Consider the following 22880-nt stretch of genomic DNA (forward strand, 5'->3'; position numbering starts at 1 on the left):
TTTCGTCCATAGGGGTTCTGCCGGCAAGTCAATCAGGAGTCGGTTCGTATCATGAATATGAATGGACCCATGGGACCCGTGCGGCGAGGCAGTACGTCTGCATCGAGAATCGCGCTGGCAGTGACGTGGTCATTCGTCATCCTGTTGATGGTCAACGCGCTGTGGTTCGTGCTGCGCGCGTCGAGTCCGGTCATCCAGGCGGACGCCTGGTACTACCTCGATGTATTTGTACGAAAAGCCATCGATGGCCGTCTTCAGATCACCGATTTCTTCGTCAAGCGCAGCGCAGACGACCATGCGCTGCCGCTATTCAAGCTGATCCTCCTGTTCGAATGGCGCTATTTCGATCTCGACTATGTCGTGGAGGCCGTCTTTGGCGTGCTCGCGACTATCGCTTGCGCGCTGATCTTTTACGCGGTGCTGATGCGGCATTGGCCCCGGAACACGGGCAATGGTGTGCCCCTTCTGGCATGGATAGCGATCTGCGCATTGCTGTTCTCGCTCGGTAGTGTGGGCGTGTGGGTATGGCCACTGGTTGCACTGGAAAACATTACGATCCTTGTGATCCTGTTCTTCATGCTGGCCGTATGGCACGCGCATCGCAGCCAGCATTATCTGCCGCTGGTTGTGGCTATCCTGGTATTGGGTATCAGCAGCGACGACAGCGCGATTATCGCTGTGATAGCCACGCTGATGAGCGTATTGCTAGCTCTACGGGCCGATCCGGAGCAGCGGGTTTTTTCTGCTTGGAGGATCATCGCCATCGTAATTGGGTTCGAGGTACTGGTACGCATTGGTTACGCGCATATACCCGGGGCGCCGGTGGCGTCCGCGCATGCGTCCACTCCGCTTGTCAGTGTACTGGTCGAGAGATTCAAACAGGGCGGCTGGTGGCAGTGGATATTGTTGCCGCTGGTGCTGCCGGTCTATTACCAAAGTCCGTTGAAGACATCGCAGGCAGATGTTTGGTTTGCCGTCCAGGCGATCATGGGGGTGCTGCTGCTTGCGGCCCATGTGTTCTTCTGGAGGCGTGCTTTACGAGGTAGGTACAACCTGCCGGTATTCATGGCGGTCTGCATGATGCTTCTGTCATACGGCTGGCTGGCCGGCATTATCCTCTGGCGGGTCAGCGCATCTGGAAACGATTACCTGGAGCAACCACGCTATGTGATGCTTTATGCGGAGCAGCTGATCGCGTTGCTGCTGATGTGGGCGGGTTCGCAGGAGCTAGGTTTCGAAGCGGTGACTACCCGACGCCGGCCGGTGATCTGGTGGCAAACCATGCGAACTTGGGGACCGGTCGTCGGCGCCCTGTTGCTGCTGTTGGCGCAAGTGCCACAGTCGATCCATGCGTGGCGCATGCCGAAATACGAATGGGCCTATTACGCCAAGCAAGCCGCCGAAATCGACGCGCTCGCCAGGGATCCGGTGCACACGAAGGACTGTGACTTGGTGAATCCCGTCTGTGGCGAATCGCCCAAGATCCGTCGTGAGTTGACGCAATTGCTGAGTGCGAACCGGTTGAATATCTACTCACCCAGGATGCGGCGATGGCATTCGTATCTTCCGACGCCGACCCAGGTGCCTGCTGAGCCTGTATCGTCAGTCGACAAAGCCGGAAGCGATGGCAACGATCACGCTGATTGAACGTGTATGCAGCGGCCGGGCCGCACCAAGCCACAGGAACAACGATTGATCCAATCGCGTACAACCTCTTCCAGGATCTTGTCGGTGCCACAGAGGCGCGTACATGGGTCTAGCGTTTCTGGCAGGTCAAGGCAGGTCAAGGCAGGTCAAGGCAGGTCAAGGCAGGCCAGAGAAAGTCATGGATATCGGCTGCGGTCCCGGCAGCATCGTGCATCTGCTTCCGATAGGCGTGAAGTATGTCGGCTTCGACACGCGAGCGCTGGCGAATTCGCCGGCGTTCGTGACCGTCACTCGCAGCGCCCGCAACTTTGCGCGGCATTTGTTAGACGCGAGCCTGACTGGTACTGCCGTGAACAACATATTGCGCGCCAAAGGGTATCCAGCCCATGGCCGGCTCGAGCGGACGTAAGAAACCGAGCAGATGCGGGAAGAACACGATGTAACGGCAGCGGACGCCTTCAAACTTTGCGTGCCGGACTAGACCGAGCAGTTCAGAGCGCGGTAGCAGGATCGCGTCTTCATCGAAAGGGCAGTCCCGTACGGTTTTCAGAGTCAGCGGATTGAGCATGTTGTGCTCGAAGACGAAAACGTGGCCACCGGGCTTCAACACCCGCCTGATTTCACTCATCCAGTGGGCACGTTCGACCGGCGGTATGTGGTGGAAAACACAAGCCGCCATGACGATGTCAAAGCTCGCGTCATCATGGGGGAGGCGGGCATTTTCGATGGTACGGAACGTCGCCTCGCGAGCATGGGATTCGCTGGCAAGCCTAATGCTCTCGCCCGACAGATCAGCGCCGTGCAGCGACGCGGCAGGGAACGCTTTGCGCAAGTGAGCAATCGCATTGCCGACACCACAGCCAAAATCGAGTATTGAAAGCGACTTGACCCGCGCACCGTCCCCGAGCCAGGAGGCCATGTATCTCGCCTTGTAAGCCGCGAAAAACGCGGGATCCTCGCCGCTGGTCCGGATGCTGGCCCGATGGAGATCCGTGTAATTTTCGGCATACTGATCAAACTCGGGTTTCACTGACTTGTTCATGGCTATCTCGTCGGGCTCTGAAATAGTGCTCAATTAGTGCGAATGATGGTGCGCGATGCCAGGAATGTCGCCGGTATGGTGAGTACGGCGACGGCGAGCGGAGCGTATCGCTGCGGCATGTGGGCTAGTTCGACCAAGATCTTGAGCAAGATCAGGCCGAGCAGGAATTGCAGGAGGTACACCAGTGGATACCGCAATGCAGAGCGCCAGCGCATGGGCTGCCGGAACACGTAGAGCGTGCTGAATACATACGACACGACGATGCCCAGTACGTATGCGAAAGCGTATGCCACCTCGTAGCGGAACAAGTGCAGCAGAATTAAATAGCCGCCATAGCCAACGACCACATTCAGCACTCCCCCGATCAGGAAGCGCAGAACTTCACCAAACCAGGCGCGATTCAGGAAAGGGTGTCGGAGATGGGCCAAGATCATTCTCATCGATCGGTGGTGCATTTCAGCGGATAATTTTGGATGGAGTATCGGAAACGATGGAACCGAGGGGAGTCGTTTTCTGGCTTCGGGTTTCGCAATCCACGACATACACCGGGCGCCGGAACGTCGCGCCCATCAGCCGGCCTACATATTCACCGACCACGCCGAGTATCAGCAGCTGAATGCCGCAAGCGAACAGAACGACCGACATCAGCGATGCATAGCCCGGGTCGGTGATGCTGCCGCTCAACCTGCCGTAGATCACGTAGAGCAGATACAAAAAGCTGAGAACCGCCAACCCGGCGCCGCCGAATGTGGCGATGCGCAACGGCATGTAGGAGAAGGTGATGAAGATGTTGGCCGCGTGCGAGAGCAGCTTGCGCATGGTGTAGGTGCTTTCGCCATGCTGCCGTTGTTCGTGCGGCACGTTGACGCTGCGCGTCGACGAGGTCAACCAGGACAGCATGCCGTCGATGTAGGGGCGATTGAGGCCGAAACGGTCGAGTTGCTTGGCCAGCGGCGCGTGGATGGCGCGGAAAGAGCAGTAGTCCTCGTTGAGATCGGGGAAGGCGCGCTTGAGCAGGCGCCGCATCAGTTCCGAACTCAGATTGCGGTATGCGGCGTGGGTGCGCTTCTGGAATACGCCGTAGACCAGCGGATGATCATCGTCACCGGCCGCGAGCAGGGCAGGGATCGACTCGGGCGGATGCTCGAGATCGTCGTCCATCGTGACGATCCACTCGCCGCGTGCGTGCGCAATGCCGCAGATGGTTGCGGCGTGTTGGCCGAAATTCCGGCCAAGACGCAAGCCGCGTACCCGCTGATGCTGCGCGGCAACTGCGCAGATCACGCCCCAGGCTTCGGTTTGGCCGCGGTCGTCGACCAGGATCACTTCGTGATTGAGGCCGGCAGCCTGCAGTGTCGCATCCAAGCGACGGCACAGCTCGGGCAGGGCGGCACTGCCGCCATACACTGGCACCACGATGGAGACATCTACTTCGGCCTCGGCGGCCATCAGGCTGGTGGAGCTATGGTTCATGGCGCGGTCGTCCGTGTGATGCATGCCTTGGATGGCGGTGAATTGCCGATGTCGCTGCATTGGTCGGCGGCGTAGTACTTGTCGATGACGCGCTCGATGTAGCCTTCGCCAAGATCTATGCCGAGCTGTGGTGCCAGGCTTTCGATCATGCGGGTATCGATGATCATGGGTGCGCCTCGTTCGACATATGTGCAGTTGGCGGTTCGACCTAGCACGCGTTCGAATATCTCGACGATCCGGGGCATGGGCAGCGAGTGGATGGCGGCGATGGAAACGGCGGTGGCTTTGGGAGGTAGCTCCGTGACCAGCCAGGACCCGATCTCGACGATGTCGTCGATGTCGATGAGATTGCGCTCAGCGCGAGCCCATACCGTGAAGTGTTCGCCGGATACGATATGGTTCCGGAGGAAATTGGTCAGGGTGCGCGGATTGCCGGTGTGGCCCACCACCTGCGGAAGGCGCAACACCAGACCGTGCGGAGCGGCAAGTACCAATGACTCCATCGCGCGCTTGTGCAGCATGTAGGGGGTGAGTTCCGATTCGGGCGCGGTGGCGCCACAGCTACCGAAATAAACGAATCGCTTCACATCACCATCCACCAACTCGCGCAGCAATGCCGCTTCGCGCGCAAACTCCTCAGGACGCGTCTCGAGAGAGTTGGAGACCCCGGAGGCAAATATAACGAAGCGGGGATCTTCGGCGAAATGCGGCCCGAAGGCCTGCGCTAGTAGGCCTCTGCCAACGATCATGGAGCGCGTCTCCGCAAGAAAGTGATATCGAGGAGGGGCCGCCCCGGCAGATGGCAAGAACTTGTGCGGCTGCCCTGGAGGTACTGAGACGCCGATTTGATCTGGTTCGACTGCATCATGTGTCTCGATTGATCCGTACGCCGATATTCCAGCGTTTGGTAAGGGAGGCATGTTGGGTGCCGGATGCGGTGGCCTTGAGCGCTGTGCGTCTAGGAATGCTTGCCGGGCGTGCAGTTCGATGCAACTCGGCCGCGATGGTCGGGCGGGGCAGGTCAGGTTCACCCGGAGGTTCAGCGCCCAGGATCGCAACCTTGCGTGACACGCCATTATAGAGGAGCTCTCGTACGCTGTGCGGCGTGATTCGATGGGGCGCGGGAGCCGGCCTGTCGCATCCACCGGTTAGGGCGATCACTGCCGAAACGATAGCCTCGTGTACACCATGACAGGCGGTCGACGTTTCCAGAGGGCGCGGAGTAACCCAGGACCGAGTCGAAATGCCGTCAAAGATAGATCGCGACAAAGCATCATGCCCAATTTTCATCATCGGGTCGTACCGGTCCGCCACCAGCGTCATGACCTGGGCGCTTGGGCAGCATCCGAACATCTTTCCGCTGGAAGAAACGCATTTCGTCTACAAACTGGCCGTCGACCTCGACTACCTCTACGAAATCGGGTCACGGCAAGGCCACCGCTCCTTGATCGGCATGGCGCAGCTCACCCCACGGGAGTTTCGTGTTCACTTCGGCTTGGCCTGCGACGATCTCATCATATCGTCGCGACCGCGGCTGGTTGATCATGCCAACTCCAGCGAGTTCCACAACGAACACACCGAAAACATCGAGCTGAAGATTTCCGAAGCGGATCCGAAGCGGCGCTGGATCGATGGCACGCCGGAGAACGCCCATTTCGTGTTGTCTCTAGTACGCATGTATCCGGGGGCGAAATTCATCCATATCTTGCGGAACCCACGGCAGGTTGCTGCCTCCCTCATGAATTTTTCCGCTGCGGGCGCCAGCGATTACCCCGAGGAGGAGGCATATCGCACTTGGTCCCGGATGGTTCTTTCATGTGCGATTGCCGAGGAAGCATTGGGCCCGGGGCGCATCCTGCGCATCCGTTACGAGGACATCGTTGCGGACCCGGAAACAACTCTGCGACGTTGCCTCGCGTTTGCTGGCGAGGAATTCCATCCCGGGTGTCTGACGCCGTTGCGCGAAAGAATCAACAGCTCCGGCCCCACCGATATCGGCGACGACAGTATCGAGGCCAACATCGACGCGCCTGATGAATGGGTCCGTGAAGCATTCGAGCTCTACCGCCGGCTCCAGCAAGGTCCTGGCCTGTCGACAGGAAGGCTCGCGGCTTTCCGCGAGCTGCAGCGCAGGTTGCGCGAGTATCAGCGCGGTCTGCGTTCGGACGTGAACGATCGGCTCTTTGCCGAGCTGCGCAGTACAAAGGTGCGCCTTAAATTGCTTGAGGCACCCTTGAAGGTATTGGGTTGGGGGCCGCGGGACATAGTCGCCGGCGCGCCGTTCAATACCCAACCGGATGGCAGGAACGCCCTCTGGGTCAAAACCCGCAACGCTTGGTGGGACACCGTTATCGAATTGGATGGAGTGCCGCTGGAAACCTCAGTGAGCAGCCGGGGCGAGCGGGTCACAGCTCTGGTTCCGCCCGGTTTGACCGCTCGGCCGTGTCGGCTTGAGCTGGTCCTGCGCAGCCGGGAGACCGGCGAGGTTGCCGGACCCTATACCATCGCGCCGACACCACGCCACGCCGTGTTTCGACGCCTTTTCCACCGGGTGATGGACAAGCTGACGTAGTTGTCGCTCACCGCGAAAGCTGAAGCGCAATTGATCGGATTCGTGTCAAATCGGACGCGTCGCCGTCGATGATGGCGACGCCGTGTGCCAGTGTGTCCGGTTGGCGGGACTCAAAGTGCCTGCTCCAGTTCCGGAATCAATTTGAACAGATCTCCCACGAGTCCGATGTCGGCCACCTCGAAAATCGGCGCCTCGGCATCCTTGTTGATCGCCACGATGGTGCCCGCATCCTTGATGCCGGTCAGATGCTGGATGGCGCCGGAGATGCCGATCGCCATGTACAACTCGGGAGCGATGATCTTGCCGGTCTGGCCGACCTGCATCTCGTTGGGGACGTAGCCCGCATCCACGGCGGCGCGTGAGGCGCCCACGGCGGCGCCGATCTTGTCGGCGAACTTGTAGATGATCTCGAAGTTTTCCTTCGAGCCGACGCCGCGGCCGCCCGAAACGACCTTGCTGGCGCTCTGCAGGTCCGGGCGGTCGCTCTTGCCCTGCTTCAGTTCGACGAAGCGGGTGTAGGAGGGCAGCGCGACGTCGAGGCTCAGCGTTTCAACCGGGGCGCTGTTCGCACCGCTGGCGGCAGCCGGCCAGGACGCCGTGCGGATGGTGGCGACCACGGTCTGCGCCGGATCGGCTTCCACCGTGACGATGGCGTTGCCCGCGTAGATCGGACGCTTGAAGGTATGGCTGCCCTCGACCGCCATCACGTCGCTGACCTGCGCCACGCCGAGCAGGGCGGCCACGCGCGGGGCCAGGTCCTTGCCGAAAGTGGTGGAGGGAACAAACACGTGGCTGTAGCCGGTGGCAGCCTTGGCCACCTGCGGCGCCAGCACGGCGGCGAGCGCATGAGCGTTCTCGGGGCGGGCGACGGTGAGCACGTGGCTCACGCCCTCGATCTTTGCAGCCTCGGCGGCGAGGGTGTCGGCGCTGTCCGCCAGCACCAGCACGTCGATGGCTTCAGGCTTGACCGCCGCGGCGGCGCTGACGGCGCGCGCGGTGGAGGGGTTGAGCTTGCCGCCCAGATGTTCGGCGATGACGAGGATCTTGCTCATGTCTGCTCTCCAGTTCCCGGCGGCCGCTTACAGCAGGCCTTTCTGCTTGAGGGTGGCGACCAGCTCGGCCGCGTCCTTCACCATCACGCCCTTGCTGCGCTTGGGCGGCGCGGCGTAGTGGGTGGTCTTCAGGTGGTCGCCGCCTTCGACGCCGAGCGAGGCGAACTCGATCACGTCGATCGGCTTGGACTTGGCCTTCATGATGTCCGGCAGCTTGATGAAGCGCGGCTCGTTGAGGCGAAGGTCCGTGGTGATCACGGCGGGCAGGTCGGCCTCGATGGTTTCCAGACCGGCGTCGACCTCGCGGGTGACGGTCGCCTTGCCATCGGCAATCTCGACTTTGCTGGCGAACGTGGCCTGCGGGCGGTCCCACAGCGCGGCGAGCATCTGGCCGGTCTGGTTGGCGTCGTCGTCGATCGCCTGCTTGCCCAGGATCACCAGGCCCGGCTGCTCCTTTTCAACCAGCTTGAGGAAGGTGCGCGCGGCGGTGAGCGGCTGCACGGCCTCGGTCGTGGTTACGTGGATGGCGCGGTTGGCGCCCATGGCCAAGCCGTTGCGCAGGTGCGCGGTGAGATCGGCCGGGCCGATGCCCACGATCACCACTTCCTCGGCCACGCCCTTCTCGCGCAGGCGCAGGGCCTCTTCCAGTGCGATGTCGTCGAAGGGGTTGGCGGAAAGCTTGACGCCCTCGGTCACCACGCCGGTGCCGTCGGGCTTGACCTGGATGCGGACGTTGTAGTCCACAACGCGCTTGTAGCCGACCAGAATCTTCATCGATGGGATCCTTGCGTTTGAATGCAGCGCCAGGCAGCGCTCGAAACGGGCATTCTAGCGTGAGCGCTGCATTGGGGTGTCGCTGTGGCGTTCGCTCAGGCCAGTGCCCGGTCCAGTGCCTGGCGCGCGGCGTCGAAGGAGAAATGTCGCTGCACGTTGGCCAGACCCGCCTCGGACAGGCGCATCCACAGCGCTTCGTCGTCGTACAGGCGCAACACTGCCTCGACGAAGCTTTCGCCATCGTCAGCCAACAGCACGTCCTGCCCATCGATTAGGTTCATGCCTTCGGCGGCGATCGAGGTGGCTACCACGGGCAGGCCGTGACTCATCGCCATATTGACCTTGCCTTTCACGCCCGCGCCGTAGCGCAATGGAGCCAGCGCGATGCGGCAGTCGGACAGCCACGGGCCGAGTTCCTCGACCCGACCGTGTGCGCGGATGCCGGCGATGGCCAGGCGCGTACGATCCGATTCAGCCATGTCACCAATAAGGTGCAGCTCGATGTCGGGCCGGCGCGCGCGGATGCGTGGATAGATGTCCTCCGCCAGCCATTCGATCGCATCAATGTTCGGCGGGTGCGCAGCGCCGCCGACGAACATCAGGCCGGCACGTTCGCCGAAGCCGCGGCTGCGTCCGGGCACGTCGTGCACGTTGGAGAGTAGTTCTACGCGTGCTTCAGGGAGCTCGGCCATCAATAGCTCGCGCTCGATCGGACTGACCACCAGGGTGACGTCAGCCGCGCGGATCAACCCCAGTTCGGCTTGCCGTGAAGCCTGCGCCTGTCGCGCCAGCGCCGGATTGGCGGCGTGTTCGGCGGCGCGCTGCTCGCGCAGGAAGTGCAGGTCCACCGTGTCGAAAAGCACCTTCGCGCGCGGCACCAGCCGGCGCACCAGCGACAGGTGGGGCAGGGCGATGTAGTGGCGGCACAGCATCACCGCGTCCAGGTCACGACCTTCGCGGGCCAGCCAGGCCGACAGCGGCGGCGACCATGGCTTGCACAACACGCGCACGCCTAATCGCCCGAGGCGCTCGATCTCTGCCGGCGTGGCGCGGCGATTGTCCGCCATGAAGCTGACCTGCCAGTTCCGCTCGCGCAGCAGTCGCATGATGTTGACCAGCCGCAGCGACCCGGAGTCGCGCGTGGGGTCAGGCGTCAACGCATCGACTATGAGGATGTGCCTGCGGCCCCAGCCCAGTGCCTCTTCAACGCGGGTGCGTGCAGGCGGCTGCCGTTCGAGCGCTTCGCGCCATTTAGCAACGAACTTGGCCTGGTTCACCCGCTGGTATTGCTTGACGCCCGTGAAGGGATCCAGGCCCGAACTGATGCCTTCGCAGTGCACGACCACGCTGGCCGGTTCGTACAGCACGCGACGGCCGGCGGCGCGCACCGCAAAGGCGAGATCCATGTCCTCGCAGTAGGCCGGCGCATAGTGCGCGTCGAAGCCGCCGATTGCGCGGAACAGCGCGGAGTCGATCATCAGGCTGGCGCCGGACACGTAGTCGACGTCGCGGCGGTAAAGAAAGCGCGGGTCGTCCGGCTGTTCGAAGCGGCCGTAGTTCCAGGCCTGGCCATCGGCATAAACGATGCCGCCGGCTTCTTGGAGGCGGCCGTCCGGATAGACCAGTCGGCTGCCGGCCATGCCTGCGTCAGGCTCTTCAGCAAGACAGCCGTACAGGCGATCCAGCCAGCCTGGGGTGACCTGGGTGTCATTGTTGAGGAACAGAAGGTAATTGCCGCGCGCAATGGCAGCGCCTGCGTTGCAGCTACCAATGAACCCAAGGTTGGAGGGGTTTCGCAGAAGGCGCAGGCCAGCGACGCCCGCGAGCGCCTCGGCGGTGGCGTCGGGCGAGGCGTCGTCCACCACGATCAGTTCGAACGGCACCCGGGTGCTGTGGCGCGCGATCGAGCGCAGGCATGCCACGGTGTAGTCCAATTTGCCATGGACCGGAATGACCACCGACACCAGTGGCGCATGGCTGCACTGCAACGACGGGGGCAGCGTGCCGCTGCCCAGAGGCTCGGTTTCGAAAGTGGTGACGTCCTGCCGGCGCGGCCGCAGCTCCTGCCGGATGCGACCCACGGTTCCGCGCAGGCCGCGCTGGGCCAGGCTGCCGCTCACGCGTTGCAGCAGGTAGCGCATGCGCCGAAGTTGCCAGCGAAGGGTACTGCTCAGGGTCGGGTCCTCGGGTGGTGTCGCGCAAGACGTCAGAGGTTCTGGTAATTCGGCCCCGACCCGCCCTCGGGCGTGACCCAGGTGATGATCTCGTACGGGTCCTTGATGTCGCAGGTCTTGCAGTGCACGCAGTTGGCGGCGTTGATCTGCAGGCGCTTGCCTCTGCTTCCATCAGGCATGGCGTCCTCGACGATCTCGTACACGCTGGCCGGGCAGAAACGCGTGCAGGGGTTGCCGTACTCGACGCTGCAGCGTTCGATGCAGATGTTGGTGTCGGCCACGTGCAAGTGGATCGGCTGGTCCTCGTCGTGCTCGGTGGCGGCGAAGTAGACGCCGGCCAGGCGGTCGCGCGGGGGCAGGTCGCGCGTGACGTAATCGCGCCTGGGTTCCTCGTGCTCGCCGAGCTTGTCCAGCGAGCACCAGTCGGCCTTGTTCTTCAGCGTCCATGGCGAGGCGCCGCGGGTGAGCGTCTCCCAGGCGGCGTTGGCCAGGCCGAACCACATGCCCTTCTTGAAGCCGGGCTTGATGTTGCGCACCTGCTTGAGCTCGTCCATCGCCGGCGAGGCGCGCAGGGCGGCATCGAAGCCGGCGGGTTTCAAACCATTGGCGGCCAGGTGTTCGGCGGCCAGCATGCCGCTGCGGATCGCCTGGTGCGTGCCCTTGATCTTGGGCACGTTGAGCAGGCCGGCGGTGTCGCCGATCAGGAGCGCGCCGGGCATCTCGACCTTGGGCAGCGACTGCCAGCCGCCGGTGACGATGGCGCGCGCGCCGGCGGAAAGGATGCTGCCGCCTTCCAGCAGCGGTTTGACGTGCGGGTGGTTCTTCCACTGCTGGAAGGCCTCCCACGGCTTGTACTCCGGGTCGCGGTAGTCCAGGCCGCTGACGTAGCCCAGCGCGATGCGGTCACCGTCCAGGTGGTAGAGGAAGCTGCCGCCATAAGTATGGTCATCGGCCGGCCAGCCGATGCTGTGCACGATCTTGCCGGGAGTGACGCGGCCGGCGGGCACGTGCCACAGCTCCTTGATGCCGATCGAGTAGCCCTGCGGGTCGGCGTCCTTCGCCAGGTCGAAGCGCTTGATCAGCTGCTTGGTGAGGCTGCCGCGCGCGCCCTCGGCGAGCACGGTGACCTTGGCCTTGATGTCGATGCCCTGGGTGTAACCGGGTTTGTGCGTGCCGTCCTTGGCCACGCCCATGTCGCCGATGCGCACGCCGGCGACGGAGCCATCCTCGTCATAGATGTTGTCGGCGGCGGCGAAGCCGGGGAACACGTCCACGCCCAGTGCCTCGGCCTGGGGCGCCAGCCAGGCGCACATGGCCCCCAGCGACACGATGAAGTTGCCGTGGTTGCGCATGCCCGGCGGCACCGGCAGCTTGCGCCCGCCGGTCTTGGACAGCATCCAGAACTCGTCCTCGCCGGCGGGCACGCACACCGGTGGCGGGTTGTCGCGCCAGCCGGGCAGCAGGGCATCGAGCGGGCCGGGTTCGATCACGGCGCCGGAGAGGATCTGCGCGCCGACGGTGGACGCCTTCTCGATCACGCAGACGGTGGTCCCGGGCGACAGCTGCTTGAGGCGGATCGCGAACGACAGCCCGGCGGGGCCGGCGCCGACCACGACCACGTCGTATTCCATCATCTCGCGTTCGCTCATGGCGGACTCCGTGCTGCCTGCGTACCAAGGGTAGACCGGCATTGTCCGGTTTCGCGCGCCTGGCGGCAAACCGGACTCTTCACTCAAGAGCGCTTGCAATCGCTTTGCGGACCGTGGCGATAATCGGGAATCCGATGCAACAGGACGAGGCATGAATTCGACCGCGCCGATCGCCGACATTGACCTGCGCCGCGCCAGCGTGTGCCAGTTGCTGCACTGGCTGGCGGTGGGACGCGTGCAACCCCAGGCGCTGGCGGACGCTTACCAGGATGCGATCGAGCGGATCAATCCCGAACTCAATGCCTACGTCGACCTGCGGCCGGGCCTGCTGCAGGAACAGGCGCGCACCGCGACCCATCGCCGCCGCGATGGCGTGCTCGGGCGGCTGGACGGCATACCGATCGCGCTGAAGGACAATTTCGACATGGCCGGCTGGCCCACCCGTGCCGGCCTGCCGGGGCGCGAGCAGCCGGTGCAGGACGATGCCCACGTGGTGTCGCGCCTGCGCGCCTCCGGCGCGGTGCTGGTGGGCAAGACCAACATGGACGAAGCCGCGCTGGGCGCCGCCACCGACAACCCGCATTACGGGCCGACGCACAATCCGTACAAGCACGGTTACAGCGCGGGCGGTTCATCCGGCGGCGCGGCCGCGGCGGTCGCCGCCGGGCTCGCGGCGGCCGCGGTGGGTTCGGACAGCCTCGGCTCGATCCGCATCCCTGCGAGCTACTGCGGCGTGTACGCGCTCAAGCCCACGCACGGGGAGATCTCCACCCGCGGCATGCTGCCGGCGGCACGCCGGCTCGATGCGGTCGGATTGTTGGCGCGCAGCGCCAACGACCTCACCGTGCTGTTGCAGGTGCTGGCCGGCTACGACGCCGACGACCCGCGCTCGCGTCGTCGCCGCGTCGCCTTCTCCCCGCCGGATTGGGAGCCCGGCCACCTGCGCGCGGGCCTGTTGCCGAACCTGGCGGCGGTGGGTGTGGACGCGGAAGTTGTCGAGGTGTTCGAAGCGGCGCTCGCCAGGTTGCCGCGTGAACTGGGCGAACGGCGCACGGTGGATTTCGCCGATTGGAATTTCGCGCGCTCACGCCGCGCGGGCCTGCTGCTGATGGAGGCGGAGATGCTTGGCACCTATGCCGCCGATCTGGCCGACACCACCCGCCCGGTTTCGTCCCGGTTGCGCGGGCTGCTCGAGTACGCCGCGCGCAAGAGTGCCGCGGACTACGCCGTGGCCGACCGCGTGCTGGACGCCGCCACGCTCAAGATGCGCCGGCTGTTCGCGCAGATCGACGTATTGGTTTTGCCGACCACGCCGCAGGGCGCGTTTCCGCTGGACGGGCCGGCGCCCGATTCCGCGGCGGATCTGACCAGCTTCGCCAGCCTCGCCGGCTGCCCGGCGGTGAGCCTGCCGATGGGCGTGCTGAGCGACGGCCGCCCGATCGGCCTGCAGTTCGTCGGCGCGCGCGGTTCGGATCTGCGTCTGCTGGAACTGGCGGCGGTCTGTGCCTCGTCGCTGGACGCCGATCCGGCCTATCCGGCGATCGCCTGACGCAGTTCCGGGTGGAAGCGATGTCGATCGGGGATCTGTTCGCTGCTTCCGCCGGCCGGCAACTGCTCGATCTGCCGGGCGCCGAACTGGCGTACTGGCCGGCGTGGCTGGCGCCGGCCGAGGCCGATGCGCTGTTCGAGAGCCTGTATGTGCAAATCCCGTGGGAGACGCACGTGATCCGGATCCGCGGCCGCGAAGTCAGCTCGCCCAGACTCAGCTGCTGGATCGGCGACCCGGGAGCGGGCTACGTGTATTCGCGCACGCGCTTCGAACCCCGGCCTTGGCCTGCGCCGCTGGCGGCGTTGCGCGCACGCATCGACGAGGTCTGCGGTGCAGGTTTCAACAGCGTGCTGGCCAATCTCTACCGCGACGGCCGCGACGCGATGGGCTGGCACAGCGACGACGAGCCGGAACTGGGGCAGGAGCCCGTCATCGCCTCGCTCAGCCTGGGCGCCGGGCGGCGCTTCGTGTTCCGCCGCAAGCCCGCACGCGGACAGGCGGCCGCGCGCGCCGCGCTGGAGCTGCGCCTGGCGCACGGCAGCCTGCTGCGCATGGCCGGCGCCACCCAGCGCCTGTACCAGCATGCGCTGCCGCGCGCGCTGCGGGTCGCGGCGCCACGCATCAACCTCACGTTCCGGCGGATCGGCTAGTTGCCGTCGAGGCGCGCCTGCAAGGCGGCGTAGCGCGGTGCGTGGCTTGGCTTGCAACGGGGCGCCGGCGATAATCGCGGCTTTCCCCAAGGTGCCCGTGCGATGACCGAGAAGACCGTACTCAACGACACCCATCGCGCATCGGGCGCGCGCATGGTCGATTTCGGCGGTTGGGACATGCCGATCAACTACGGCTCGCAGATCGAGGAACACCATGCGGTGCGCCGCGACGCCGGCATGTTCGACGTCTCGCACATGACGGTGGTCGACCTGCACGGCCCGCGCACACGCGAGTTCCTGCGCCACCTGCTGGCCAACAACGTCGACAAGCTCAAGGCGCAGGGCAAGGCGCTGTACTCGTGCATGTTGAACGAGCAGGGCGGGGTGATCGACGACCTGATCGTGTACTTCTTCGACGAGGCGCATTTCCGCCTGGTGGTGAACGCCGCCACGCGCGCCAAGGACCTCGCCTGGATCGGGCAGCAGGCGAAGGCCTATGGCGTGGAAGTGAAGGAGCGTCCCGACTTCGCCATGATCGCGGTGCAGGGCCCCAATGCGCGCGCCAAGGTGATCGGCCTGCTGCACGAAGTCGACCGCCCGCGCATCGAAAAGCTCGGCCGCTTCGCCGCCGCCGCGGCGCAGGGTCCGCACGGCATGGGGCTGTTCATCGCGCGCACCGGCTACACCGGCGAGGACGGCTTCGAGATCATCGTGCCGGCCGAGCACGCGGTGGCCCTGTGGCAGGCGCTCGCCGGCGCGGGCGTGAAGCCGGCCGGCCTGGGCGCGCGCGACACGCTGCGCCTGGAGGCGGGCATGAATCTCTACGGCCAGGACATGAACGAGAGCGTCTCGCCGTGGGAGGCCAACCTGGGCTGGACCATCGCGCTGGACGAGGGCCGCGATTTCATCGGCCGCAAGGCGCTGGAGGCGCAGAAGGCCGCCGGCGTGCCGCGCGTGATGGTCGGCCTGGTGCTGGACGAGAAGGGTGTGCTTCGCCACGGCCAGAAGGTGCTCACCGCCAACGGCGAGGGCGAGATCCTCTCGGGCAGCTTCGCCCCCACGCTGGACAAGGCGGTGGCGTTCGCGCGCATCCCGGCCGGCGAGCCGGGCCAGGTACGCGTGGACATCCGCGGCCGCGAGGTGCCGGTGCGCGTGGTGAAGTACCCGTTCGTGCGCGACGGCAAACCCTGCGAAGGCATCTGACGGCCGGCGCCTGCATCACTCCGCATTCACCGTAGCGGCTAGAATCGCCGCTCTCTTCCCTCGAACGAACGACTGGACCCGACCATGAGCGAGATTCCCGGCGATCTGAAGTTCCTCAAATCCCACGAGTGGGCCCGCGTCGAAGACAACGGCATCGTGCGCGTGGGCATCTCCGACCACGCGCAGGGCCAGCTCGGCGACCTGGTCTACGTCGAGCTGCCCGAGATCGGCGCGAGCGTGCAGGCCGGCATCGGCGTGGCGGTGGTCGAATCGGTGAAGGCCGCTTCGGACATCTATTCGCCGGTCTCCGGCGAGATCGTCGAGGTCAACGAGCTGCTCAACGACAAGCCCGAGACCATCAACGAGGATGCCTTCGGCGACGGCTGGATCTTCGCCGTGCGCATCAGCGACAAGGCCGAGCTGGACGACCTGCTCGACGCCGACGCTTACGCCGAACAGATCGAGAACGAGGACCACTGACGGTCCGGCATCGTGCGTCGCCATCGGTGGCGCACGAGCCGATTCTAGGGGTCGGTGCGGCCCGTGCCCCCGCCCCCGACGACTCGCCCGGAAGGGTGGGGTCGTGGGTCGGGAGGCGAACGGCGGTTGCCGCCCGACGCCTCCCTGGTCGACTACCGTTCATTCGGGCGCTGGGTCCCATGCACTGCTTTTCGATGCCGCGCGTGCACGATTATCGTGTGCGCGGATCTCTTGCGGACGAAATATGCAATTCCCCGCAAAGCCTTGTGTGGCAAAGGTTTGGGATAGGTCGGGTCTGATGCGTGGTATTTTCAAATGGACGTCCATACGTCCAAATAAAAATGCTTTGTTAGGCCGCCATGCGTTGCCGCGCGGCGCTTTGCGGGGTCGTCGGAGGGGTTTGGACCGGATGCATTTTCCGGTCGAAATCAATTGACAGTTGAAATCTTCGGGAATAGCTTTCGCCTAGATTGAGGGGAACAGGTACATATGGCTGCATCGAAATTCATCACGCCTTATGTCGGTCACGGCGAAAAGGCAGGCGCGGTGCGCAAGATCACCGTGTCGATTCCGTTGCATGTCCTGCGTCTGCTTTCTGACGAGCGCACTCGCCGTCAGGTCAACAATCTTCGGCACGCCACCAACAGCGACCTGCTGGTGGAGGCGTTCCTGCACGCTTTTACTGGGCAACCACTGCCAACTGATGAGGAGCTGAGACGAACCATGGCCACTGCCAAGAAAACCGCTGCAAAGAAACCGGCCGCCAAGAAGGCGCCCGCCAAGAAGACCGCTGTGAAGAAGGCCGCCGCGAAGAAGCCGGTTGCCAAGAAGCCGGCCGCCAAGAAGGCCGTTGCAAAGAAGGCTGCCCCGAAGAAGGCCGCCGCCAAGAAGCCGGCTGCCGCCAAGAAGGCTGCCGTCAAGAAGGTCGCAGTGAAGAAGGTTGCCGCCAAGAAGGCGGCCCCGAAGAAGGCTGCACCGGCCAAGGTGGTCAAGGCCACCACGGCCGCCAAGGTCACCAAGAAGTAAGCACTAGAAAACCAACGAGCGGTATCGACTTTCTCTCCCTGCGGTGCCCAGCGCAGGGAGGGTACTTCGAAGAGCGATTCGTCCCGGCCCCGGCCGGGACGCTTCGTTTTGGAGGGCCAAAAAGGCCGGATTCGCCGCTGCTCCTCCGATTTGCCGCAAAGCCGCATTGGGGGTAAGTTGTGCGTACTCGCGCCGCGCACGTCCAGGGGGACGGCCGCTCCTACAGGGGGAAAAAAGCGCGGGTATCTCATGCCAATCGGTGAACGTCCCATGGATACCCGTTCCAGTTCTATGCGCGCGCATGCGCGCGGGGCCGTCCGGCCCACCTTGCTGGCCGTTGTCGCCATCATCGTCCTGCTGGCGGTCGCCAGCTGGTTCCTGATCATCCAGCCGCACCAGGAACTGGTGATGCAGGATGGCGGCGGCCACCCGTCCACGCCGGTTTCCACCGACAAGATTTCCGTGCCTCCGCCGGCCAACGTCGAGGCGATGGACGTGAACCAGCTGCTGGCCGAAGCGCGCAAGGCGATGAACGACCATCGCGTGCTCGCCCCGGCCGGCAACAACGCGTTCGAGTTTTACCTCAAGGCGCTGGAGAAGCAGCCGGGCAATCCGGTGGCGACCGATGCGCTGCGCGAGACGTTCCCGTTCGCCGCCAGCGGCGCCGAGCAGGCGATCAACGGGCGCGATTTCAACGAGGCGCAGCGTGAGATCGACTTGCTGGCCAAGGCCGACCCGGCCAACTACACGGTGACCATCCTGCGCTCCAAGCTCGATGCTCAGCGCAAGCTGCTGGACAAGGAGCAGCAACAGGCGCTCGACCAGCAGCGGCAGCAGCAGCTGGCTGCCGAAAAGGCCTCGGCGGACAAGGCGGCCCAGAAGCTTGCGTCGGAGCAGAAGGTCCAGCAGCCGGTCGAACAGCAGAAGCCCACCACGGAGGCGCCGGTCGCGCAGCAACAGGTCGCCGCCGCCGAGGCCAAGCCTGCCTCCGAGGCCGCGGCCGCCACCGAGCCGGTGCTGATCCGCACCGTGCAGCCGCGCTACCCGACCCAGGCTCGCCGCGCCAACCAGGAAGGCTGGGTGGTTGTGAGCTACAACGTCGACACCGATGGCAACGTCAACGGCGTCAAGGTGCTGGATGCGCAGCCCCGCCACTTGTTCGACCGCGAGGCGGTCGACGCGGTGGAGCGCTGGAAGTTCAAGCCGGCCACGCGCAACGGCGTGCCGGTGGAAGCCAACCGCCAGCAGCGCATCGTGTTCAAGCTCAACCAGTAACGCGCTCGATGGGGAAGAAAAGGCGGCGCTGCGGCGCCGCCTTTTTCATGCCCGCCGGATGGCCCTCAACGATACCGTCGATGGCGGGGCGCGCGATTCTGGCTCGGCTTGGCCGGCGCACTGGCGGGCGGCGGGTCCTTCTCGACGCCCGCCCAGTCGACCGCGGGCAGGCCCAGCAGGCTGTCGAACACCATCGGCATCAGCCCCGAGGGCGTGGGCACGCCCGCGTTCCACAGCGTCACCACGCCGGCGTGGTACTTGGGGAAGAAGCCGATCATCGTGCGGTAACCCTCCACCGCGCCGGCGTGATAGATCAGCGTCTCGCCGCCGTAGGTGAATACCCGCCAGCCCAGCGCGTAGTGCGCGGCGCTGAGGCGGCCACTGCGCCAGGGCGAGGAGTGCAGCTCCACCGGGGTGGGGACGCCGGGCGTATGCAGCACGCTCAGCGCCGCCGGTGAAAGCACGTCCGGGCGGCCGCCCATCTGCGCGATCAGCCATTGCTCCATGTCGCGCAGGCTGGCGTTGACGCCCGCGGCCGGCGCCACGCGGTAGTAGGTTTCCTTCGGCTCGAAGGGCACCCAGCCGCGCCGCGTGCGCCGGTGCGGGCGCGCCCAGCTCCTGCTCGATTCGAGTCCGGCGCGGCCGTAGCTGGCGGTGGTCATGCCCAGCGGCAGGAAGATGCGCTGGTCGACCAGCTTGTAGAAGAAGGTGCCGGTCATCGCGTAGACCACGTCGCCGATCAGGCTGAAGGCGACGTTCTGGTAGCCGTAGCACTTGCCCACGCCGCAGGCCATGTCGACCTCGTCGAGCTTGCGCACCAGCTCGTCGTACGGCACGTCGTCCTCGAGCATGTTGTCGTAGGTGTTGCGCGGCAGGCCCAGGCGCTGGCCGAGGATGTCGGCGACGGTGGCCTGCTGGGTGTCGGGCACGTTCTTGAGCTTGAAGAACGGCAGCACGTTGACCAGCCGCGTGTCCCAGGCCAGCTTGCCGTCCTGCACCAGCACGGCGGTGAGTCCGGTGGCGAAGGCCTTGGACAGCGAGGCGAGGCGGAACACGGTGTCGGGCTTCACCGGTTCCTTGTCCGCCGCGTCGGCATAGCCGATGGTGCCTTCGAACACCACCTTGTCGTTGACCACAACCGCGGTGGCGAGGCCGGCGACGGCGTCGCGCCGCTGGAGGGTGTCGAGCCACTGGCGGTAGTCCTCCAGCGTGGCCTTGACCCGGTCCGGCGGCAGGGCCTGCACGGTCGTGTCGGTGGGATCCGGAGCGGCGGTCGTCGGAACGTGTGCCGATGCGGGGGTGGTTGCTGCGCCGAGCAGGCCGGCGATCAGCAGGGGAAGCGTACGAAGCTGCATGCCTGGAAGATCCGGCGCGATGCCGTGCTGATGAAAATGAGAGCGCGGCCAGGAGGGCGCGATGCGCCCGATTGTGGTGCAGTCGAGCCGGGTCCACAACGAAAATGGCCATCGGCGGCCGGGGCTCGCACGCCGACGGCGAGGCCGGCAACCGCCCCCATGCTAGGCTTTGCGCCCTACTCGAGGCTGGACTCCCGGTGAGCCTGCGCCACAACGCCCGCGCCGACGAGCGCACCGGGCTGACCCTCGCCACGCTGGCCTTCTTCTTCGTGATGGCCGGCTATTACATGATCCGGCCGGTGCGCGACCAACTGGGTGGCGCGGTCGGTTCGCAGTCGCTGCCGCTGTTCTATGCGGTGACCTTCGGCGTGATGCTGCTGCTGACGCCGGTGTTCGGCTGGCTGGTGGCGCGGTTTTCCCGCCGCCGCCTGCTGGCCTGGAGCTACAGCTTCTTCATCGTCTGCCTGCTGGCCTTCGTGCCGGCCTTCCTCGCACAGGAGCGGATCGGCGCGCGCGTGCTCGGCGTGGTGTTCTACGTCTGGGTCAGCGTGTTCAACCTGTTCGTGGTGTCGCTGTTCTGGAGCTTCATGGCGGACATCTTCGAGAGCCGCCAGGCGCGCCGGGTGTTCCCGCTGATTGCGCTGGGCGGCATGGGCGGCGCCCTGTTCGGTCCACTGCTGACCCGGTACCTGGTGTACGTGGTCGGCGTGGCGCCGCTGCTGGCGGTATCGGCAGCGACGCTGGCGCTGGCGTTGCTGCTGCTGCTGAGCCTGTCCGCGCGCGACGAGCAGGGCGCCGAGGGGCGCACCGCGCAGCCGATCGGGGGATCGCTCTGGGCCGGCATGCGCGAGCTGTGGTCGCGGCCCTTCCTGCGCTACATGGCCGTGCTGATGCTGCTGGGCGACGGCATCGGCACGCTGGCCTACGCCTTGATGGCCGACTACGCCAAGGCGCATTTCGTCGATCGCGTCGCCCGCACCGCCTTCTACAACGATCTGGACCTGGTCACCAATCTGCTCGGCGCCGTGCTCCAGCTGAGCCTCACCCGCTGGGTGCTGGTCAGGTTCGGCGCCGGCTGGGGACTGGTGCTGCCGGCGCTGGTCAACGTCGGCCTGCTTCTGCTGGTGGCCGTGTTCGGCTCCGGCGATCTGCGCATCTGGGGCGCCGCCGTGCCGATGCTCGCGCTGATGCTCGTGGTCACGCGCGGTTTCGCCTACGGCATGACCAAGCCGGCGGTCGATGCGCTGTACACCCGCGTGCCGCGCGAGACGCGCTACAAGGGCAAGAACTTCGTCGAGACGGCGGTGTGGCGCCTCGGCGACGTGCTGGTCACCAGCGGCGTGAGCCTGCTGGCCTGGGCCGGCGTGGGCGTCGGCGGGCTGGGGCTGATCGGCGCGGGCGTGGCGTCGGCGTCGGCGTGGGTGGCGCGGCGCGCCGGGCGCGCGCCGGACCTGGCGAAGGATTAGCGGTTGCACCTTCCCGAACAAGGGAAAGGCGGCCCATCGCTCAGCTGGTGATGTAGCGCTGCAGCTGCTCGATCTGCTCGGCCTGCACGTCGATCACGGCCTTGACCAGGTCGCCGATCGAGATCACGCCGACCACCCGCTGGTTCTGCATGACGGGCAGATGCCGCACGCGGCGGTCGGTGCACAGGCGCATGCAGTCGAACACGTCGGTTTCCGGCGAAACGGTGAGCGGGGCGGCGCTCATGATGTCCGACACCGCGGTCTGCGCCGAGGAACGGCCCTGCAGGATGACCTTGCGCGCGTAGTCGCGCTCGGACACGATCCCGGTGAGCTGATCGCCTTTCATCACCAACAGGGCGCCGACGCGGCGTTCGGCCATCTGCCGGATCGCCTCCAGTACCGGGGCGTCCGGTGCGATCGCGTAGACGTCGCTGCCTTTGCCCTCGAGCAGATGCCTTACCTGACGCATGCCTTGGCTCCTCACCCGGCCGCGGCCGGCCGCGTGGGACGAGTCTAGCGCCGCGGCGTCGGCATGGTGTCAAGGGGCCGGTGGCCGATCCCGTGGTCGCCCAGCCGCTCCTCTTCCACGAAATACAGCGGGCGCTGCTTGCTCTCGGCATAGCTGCGGCCCAGGTATTCGCCGATCACGCCCAGCGCCAGCAACTGCACGCCGCCGAGGAACAGGATCACCAGCATCAGGGTCGGGTAGCCGCGCACCGGGTCGCCCCAGACCAGCGCCTTGGCCAGCACCCACACGCCGTATACGAAGGCCAGCATCGACGAGCCCAGCCCGACCCAGGTAGCCAGGCGCAACGGCGCCGTGGAAAAGGAGGTGATGCCCTCGATCGCAAGCTGGGTCAGCCGCCAATAATTCCACTTGCTGCGGCCCGCCTGGCGCGGCTCGCGCTGGTAGCGCACGGCGGTCTGGCGGTAGCCGATCCACGCGAACAGGCCCTTCATGAAGCGCTGGCGCTCGCGCAGGCGCGCCAGTGCGTCGAGCGCGCGGCGGGAAAGCAGGCGGAAGTCGCCGGTATCGCGCGGCAGCGGGGTGTCGGAGAAGCGTTCCATCGCGCGATAGAAGCCGGCCGCGGTGAAACGCTTGAGCCGAGTCTCGCCGGCGCGCGCGCTGCGGGTGGCGTACACCACGTCGAAGCCGGCGCGCCATTGCGCCACCAGCTCCGGAATCAATTCCGGCGGGTCCTGCAGGTCGGCGTCGATCGCCACGGCGGCGCCTTCGGTCACGTGGTCGAGCCCGGCGGTGAGCGCGGCCTCCTTGCCGAAGTTGCGCGAGAGCTTCAGGGCCCGCGCACGGCCGTCGCTGGCGAGCAATCGTTCGATCAGCGCCCAGGTGCCGTCGGTGCTGCCGTCGTCGACGTAGAGCACGGCGCTGTCCAGCGGCAGTGCATCGAGCACGCGGGCCAGGCGCTGGTGGAAGGCATCGAGCACGGCCGCTTCGTTGAACGCGGGGACGACGATGGTGAGTTCGCTCATGG

At 65.5% G+C, this 22880-nt stretch carries 20 protein-coding genes; 9 read left to right on the forward strand and 11 right to left on the reverse strand.

Annotated features, from left to right (window positions below; translation table 11 throughout):
• Positions 1 to 51 precede the first annotated feature (51 nt).
• On the forward strand, positions 52 to 1647 hold the full coding sequence (locus VGU03_RS01870) for a hypothetical protein (protein ID WP_327478134.1): 1596 nt from the start codon (positions 52 to 54) through the stop codon (positions 1645 to 1647).
• Between the two features lie 322 nt (positions 1648 to 1969).
• Here VGU03_RS01870 and VGU03_RS01875 read toward each other — a convergent pair whose 3' ends face one another.
• The 4 genes from VGU03_RS01875 to VGU03_RS01890 are packed head-to-tail and all read right to left on the reverse strand — an operon-like array spanning position 1970 to position 4911.
• A complete protein-coding gene (locus VGU03_RS01875) occupies positions 1970 to 2689 on the reverse strand; it encodes a class I SAM-dependent methyltransferase (protein ID WP_327478136.1) in 720 nt (239 codons plus the stop codon).
• 29 nt (positions 2690 to 2718) lie between these two features.
• Entirely contained in the window at positions 2719 to 3123 is a 405-nt protein-coding gene (locus VGU03_RS01880; RefSeq protein ID WP_327478138.1) for a GtrA family protein, read from the reverse strand.
• A gap of 22 nt (positions 3124 to 3145) precedes the next feature.
• Positions 3146 to 4162, reverse strand: coding sequence for a glycosyltransferase family 2 protein (locus tag VGU03_RS01885; RefSeq protein WP_327478140.1), 1017 nt, complete (start codon positions 4160 to 4162; stop codon positions 3146 to 3148).
• On the reverse strand, positions 4159 to 4911 hold the full coding sequence (locus VGU03_RS01890) for an NAD-dependent epimerase/dehydratase family protein (protein WP_327478142.1): 753 nt from the start codon (positions 4909 to 4911) through the stop codon (positions 4159 to 4161). Before VGU03_RS01890 ends, VGU03_RS01885 begins: the two co-directional genes overlap by 4 nt.
• Before the next feature lie 494 nt (positions 4912 to 5405).
• On the opposite strand from VGU03_RS01890, the gene VGU03_RS01895 reads away from it, so the two are divergent.
• Positions 5406 to 6734 carry a sulfotransferase gene (locus tag VGU03_RS01895; RefSeq protein WP_327478144.1) on the forward strand — a complete coding sequence of 443 codons (1329 nt, stop codon included), beginning with the start codon at positions 5406 to 5408 and terminating at the stop codon, positions 6732 to 6734.
• 110 nt (positions 6735 to 6844) lie between these two features.
• On the opposite strand, the gene VGU03_RS01900 is transcribed toward VGU03_RS01895, so the two are convergent.
• The 4 genes from VGU03_RS01900 to VGU03_RS01915 all read right to left on the reverse strand — a co-directional run bounded on the left by VGU03_RS01900 (position 6845) and on the right by VGU03_RS01915 (position 12383).
• The gene (locus VGU03_RS01900) at positions 6845 to 7786 is read right to left on the reverse strand and encodes an electron transfer flavoprotein subunit alpha/FixB family protein (RefSeq protein WP_327478146.1); all 942 of its coding nucleotides are present in this window, start codon (positions 7784 to 7786) and stop codon (positions 6845 to 6847) included.
• 27 nt (positions 7787 to 7813) lie between these two features.
• The gene (locus tag VGU03_RS01905) at positions 7814 to 8560 is read right to left on the reverse strand and encodes an electron transfer flavoprotein subunit beta/FixA family protein (protein WP_327478148.1); all 747 of its coding nucleotides are present in this window, start codon (positions 8558 to 8560) and stop codon (positions 7814 to 7816) included.
• A 95-nt stretch (positions 8561 to 8655) separates the two neighbouring features.
• Positions 8656 to 10701 carry a glycosyltransferase gene (locus tag VGU03_RS01910; protein ID WP_327478150.1) on the reverse strand — a complete coding sequence of 682 codons (2046 nt, stop codon included), beginning with the start codon at positions 10699 to 10701 and terminating at the stop codon, positions 8656 to 8658.
• Positions 10702 to 10766: 65 nt separating this feature from the next.
• A complete protein-coding gene (locus VGU03_RS01915; RefSeq protein ID WP_327478152.1) occupies positions 10767 to 12383 on the reverse strand; it encodes an electron transfer flavoprotein-ubiquinone oxidoreductase in 1617 nt (538 codons plus the stop codon).
• A 151-nt stretch (positions 12384 to 12534) separates the two neighbouring features.
• On the opposite strand from VGU03_RS01915, the gene VGU03_RS01920 reads away from it, so the two are divergent.
• The 6 genes from VGU03_RS01920 to VGU03_RS01945 all read left to right on the forward strand — a co-directional run bounded on the left by VGU03_RS01920 (position 12535) and on the right by VGU03_RS01945 (position 18566).
• Positions 12535 to 13932 carry an amidase gene (locus VGU03_RS01920; protein WP_327478154.1) on the forward strand — a complete coding sequence of 466 codons (1398 nt, stop codon included), beginning with the start codon at positions 12535 to 12537 and terminating at the stop codon, positions 13930 to 13932.
• A gap of 20 nt (positions 13933 to 13952) precedes the next feature.
• Complete coding sequence (locus VGU03_RS01925; protein WP_327478156.1) at positions 13953 to 14582, forward strand: alpha-ketoglutarate-dependent dioxygenase AlkB family protein; 630 nt, start codon at positions 13953 to 13955, stop codon at positions 14580 to 14582.
• 102 nt (positions 14583 to 14684) lie between these two features.
• Positions 14685 to 15785, forward strand: a complete 1101-nt coding sequence (gcvT, locus tag VGU03_RS01930; protein WP_327478158.1) for a glycine cleavage system aminomethyltransferase GcvT — start codon at positions 14685 to 14687, stop codon at positions 15783 to 15785.
• 84 nt (positions 15786 to 15869) lie between these two features.
• The gene (gene gcvH / locus VGU03_RS01935) at positions 15870 to 16265 is read left to right on the forward strand and encodes a glycine cleavage system protein GcvH (protein ID WP_327478160.1); all 396 of its coding nucleotides are present in this window, start codon (positions 15870 to 15872) and stop codon (positions 16263 to 16265) included.
• Between the two features lie 489 nt (positions 16266 to 16754).
• Positions 16755 to 17291, forward strand: a complete 537-nt coding sequence (metJ, locus tag VGU03_RS01940; protein WP_327478162.1) for a met regulon transcriptional regulator MetJ — start codon at positions 16755 to 16757, stop codon at positions 17289 to 17291.
• 270 nt (positions 17292 to 17561) lie between these two features.
• Complete coding sequence (locus VGU03_RS01945) at positions 17562 to 18566, forward strand: energy transducer TonB (RefSeq protein ID WP_327478164.1); 1005 nt, start codon at positions 17562 to 17564, stop codon at positions 18564 to 18566.
• A gap of 65 nt (positions 18567 to 18631) precedes the next feature.
• Here VGU03_RS01945 and VGU03_RS01950 read toward each other — a convergent pair whose 3' ends face one another.
• The gene (locus tag VGU03_RS01950) at positions 18632 to 19921 is read right to left on the reverse strand and encodes a serine hydrolase domain-containing protein (protein WP_327478166.1); all 1290 of its coding nucleotides are present in this window, start codon (positions 19919 to 19921) and stop codon (positions 18632 to 18634) included.
• 197 nt (positions 19922 to 20118) lie between these two features.
• Between VGU03_RS01950 and VGU03_RS01955 the strand changes: the two genes are divergently transcribed.
• Positions 20119 to 21387: an NTP/NDP exchange transporter gene (locus VGU03_RS01955; RefSeq protein WP_327478168.1), complete on the forward strand. Its 1269-nt coding sequence runs from the start codon at positions 20119 to 20121 to the stop codon at positions 21385 to 21387.
• A gap of 40 nt (positions 21388 to 21427) precedes the next feature.
• On the opposite strand, the gene VGU03_RS01960 is transcribed toward VGU03_RS01955, so the two are convergent.
• Both VGU03_RS01960 and VGU03_RS01965 read right to left on the reverse strand, forming a co-directional pair.
• A complete protein-coding gene (locus VGU03_RS01960; protein ID WP_327478169.1) occupies positions 21428 to 21856 on the reverse strand; it encodes a CBS domain-containing protein in 429 nt (142 codons plus the stop codon).
• Positions 21857 to 21900: 44 nt separating this feature from the next.
• Positions 21901 to 22878: a glycosyltransferase family 2 protein gene (locus tag VGU03_RS01965; RefSeq protein ID WP_327478171.1), complete on the reverse strand. Its 978-nt coding sequence runs from the start codon at positions 22876 to 22878 to the stop codon at positions 21901 to 21903.
• Positions 22879 to 22880: the final 2 nt, after the last annotated feature.

Source organism: Frateuria sp., assembly GCF_035944355.1.
In the GTDB taxonomy this organism is placed as follows: domain Bacteria; phylum Pseudomonadota; class Gammaproteobacteria; order Xanthomonadales; family Rhodanobacteraceae; genus Frateuria_A.